This window comes from Streptomyces sp. LS1784, from assembly GCF_020103755.1.
Lineage (GTDB): Bacteria > Actinomycetota > Actinomycetes > Streptomycetales > Streptomycetaceae > Kitasatospora.
Genome location: NZ_JAHSQD010000795.1, coordinates 1 through 2,881 on the forward strand (window position 1 = coordinate 1; position 2,881 = coordinate 2,881).

2 protein-coding genes are annotated in these 2,881 nt (G+C 72.6%); one reads left to right on the forward strand and one right to left on the reverse strand.

Going from position 1 to position 2,881, the window contains the following annotated elements; translation table 11 throughout:
• A partial coding sequence (locus KS423_RS42515; RefSeq protein WP_224285052.1) for an alkaline phosphatase PhoX occupies positions 1 to 1,384 on the forward strand: 1,384 nt, incomplete at its 5' end.
• 105 nt (positions 1,385 to 1,489) lie between these two features.
• On the opposite strand, the gene KS423_RS42520 is transcribed toward KS423_RS42515, so the two are convergent.
• On the reverse strand, positions 1,490 to 2,881 hold a 1,392-nt coding region (locus KS423_RS42520; RefSeq protein ID WP_224285053.1), incomplete at its 5' end, for a CdaR family transcriptional regulator.

Consider the following 2,881-nt stretch of genomic DNA (forward strand, 5'->3'; position numbering starts at 1 on the left):
CGCCCCGGTCGGCGGCGAGGCCCCGGTGGCCGCGGCCACCGGGACCAACTCGGCCGCCGGCACCGCCATCGGCTACGGCCCGCTGGTCCAGGACCCGGCCGGTCTGCTGTCCCTGCCGAAGGGCTTCTCGTACAAGGTCCTCAACCGGGCCGGCGTCACCAAGCTGCGCACCGGCGAGTTCACCCCGAGCAACCACGACGGCACCTCCGCCTTCGAGGACGAGCGCGGCGGCAACCTGATGGTCGTCAACCACGAGCTGGCCGGCGCCCGCGCCAACTGGCCGCACCCGGTGCCGCTGACCGAGGGCCACGTCTACGACCCGGGTGCGGCCGGCGGCTGCACCATCGTGCACGCCAAGCGGGACGGCTCGGTCGAGCAGTGGGTCGGCATCGCCGGCACCGCCACCAACTGCGCCGGCGGCGTGACTCCGTGGGGCACCTGGCTGTCCGGTGAGGAGACCGAGGACAAGGCCGGCAAGAACGGCTTCACCAAGGACCACGGCTACGTCTTCGAGGTCGACCCGTTCGACGACGACTACAACCGCGACCCGCAGCCGATCAAGGCCTTCGGCCGCTACGCGCACGAGGCCGTCGTGGTGGACCCGAAGCGCGGCCACGTCTACCTGACCGAGGACGCCTCGAACCCGAACGGCCTGCTGTTCCGCTGGACCCCGCCGGCCGGCTTCAAGCACGGCCGCTACAAGCTGCGCGAGCTCGCCGCCGACGCCGGTGTGCTGGAGGCCTTCAAGGTCTTCGACGCGCAGGGCAAGTTCATCGACGACCTGTCCCGCGCCACCAAGGTCGGCACCACCTACGGCGTGGACTGGGTCAAGGTCCAGGACCGCGACGCCAGGACCGTCTCGGTGCGCAAGCAGTTCAAGGACGGCGAGGTCACCCGCGCCCGCAAGCTGGAGGGCATGTGGTGGGGTGACGGCGGCTTCTACTTCGTCTCCAGCTACGCCCGTTCGGAGAGCCCGCTCCAGCACGACGGCCAGGTCTGGTTCTACAACCCGAACCGCCGCACCATCACCCTGAAGGTACTGCTGGGCGTCAACAACGACGCCTGGGGCGACCACGACAACTTCGACGGCCCGGACAACATCACCGTCTCGCCGTACGGCGGCATCGTGATCGCCGAGGACGGCGAGGGCATCTCGCACCTGTTCGGCGCCACCGAGGACGGCCTGGTCTTCCCGATCGCCCGCAACGAGCTGAACATCGGCACCGCCGAGAAGCCCGAGTTCAGCGAGTTCACCGGGGTGACCTTCTCGGACGACGGCAAGACCCTGTTCGCCAACATCCAGACCCCGGGCATCCAGCTGGCCATCAGCGGCCCGTGGCGCCGGCTGAACGAGCACAAGCGCGGCCAGGGCTACGGCGCGTGACGACCGGTCAGGCCTGAACGGCCGGATGCGGATGGTCGGGTTCGAATGCTCAGGCATGACCGATCAGCCGTGACCGATCAGGCGTGACCAGTGACTGCCCGCGGACTACTCGTCCGCGGGCAGTCGCAGTTGCAGCATCGCCAGCAGGCGCTGCTGCGGCTGGGCGAGGTCGATGCCGGTCAACTGCTCGGCGCGGCGCACCCGGTAGCGCAGGGTGTTGGGGTGGATGTGCAGGGCGTCCGCGGCCACCCGGACCTCGCCGAGCGCGTCCAGCCAGGCCAGCACGGACTCGGCGAGCCGGGTGCCGTGCCGGCGGTCGTACTCGGTGAGCGCGGTCAGCCGCGGGTCGCGCAGGCCGGTGCGCTCCTGGAGCAGCGCGAGCATCTCGCTGACCAGCACCTCCGCCTGGACGTCGATCAGCGCGGCGACGTCGAGGTCCACCCCGCCGCGGCCCATCGCGTCCAGGATGCGGTCCGCCTGCGCGCGGGAGTCGGGGACCTGGGCCAGGCCGTCGACGGTCGAGCCGATCGCGGCGCGCAGCGGGACGCCCAGGTGCTCGCGGGCGGCCGTCACCACCTCGGAGGCCCAGTCGCGCACGGTGGTCATCGGCAGGCCGGGCGGAAGCTCGGGCAGCAGTACGTACACCCGGGACTCGATCGGGGCGAGCAGCGCGGTGCGGTGCCGGGCGGCGGTGTGCACCGAGATCAGGCCGGTGACGTCGGAGCGGTGCAGTGCGTCGGTGGTGTGCGCGCTGTAGGCGAGCACGGTGGCCGGGCGGCGCAGGTCCAGGCCGAGGTGGGTGGCGAGCGACTGCGGGCCGGTGGAGCCCTCCAGCAGACCGGTGAGCAGGGTCTGGGTGAGCCGGACGTCGGCGGACAGCTCCCGGCGGCGGCGCACCAGCTGGGCGGCCGCGACCCGGGCGGCGCCGACCAGGGCCTGTTCGGCCAGCGGGGCCAGCGGCTGGGAGCCCTCCTGCACCCAGATGGTGCCGAGCGGCTGCGCCCCGGCCCGGATGCCGACCGCCAGGCGGCGGCGCAGGCCCAGTTCGGGGTGCGGTTCGACCGCGATCGGGGTGTCCGAGCTGCGCAGGTGCTGGAAGATGCCCCACTCGCGGAGCTTGGACAGGTACGGCTCCGGGCCCTGCCAGCCGAGGATGGACAGCCGGCGCAGGTCGTCGACTTCGTCGGAGTCGGAGGAGCGGGAGTAGGCCAGTACCCGGCTGGAGGTGTCCTCGATCGAGACGATGCCGTTGGTCAGCACGGCGACGGTCTGGGCCAGGGAGAAGAGGTCGCCCGCGTTGGGCTCGGGGGAGCCGGGGGCGTCCGGGGCGTCCGGGCCGGCGATGATCGCGCGGGCCAGCGAGTCGAGGTGTTCCCAGCGGGTCTCGCGGCGTACCGAGAGCAGGGCGACGCCCGCGTCGGTGGCGGCCTCGCGCAGTGCGTCGGCCTGGCCGGGGCCGTCCAGCTTGACCGCGACGGCGGCGGCCCCGGCCCGGCC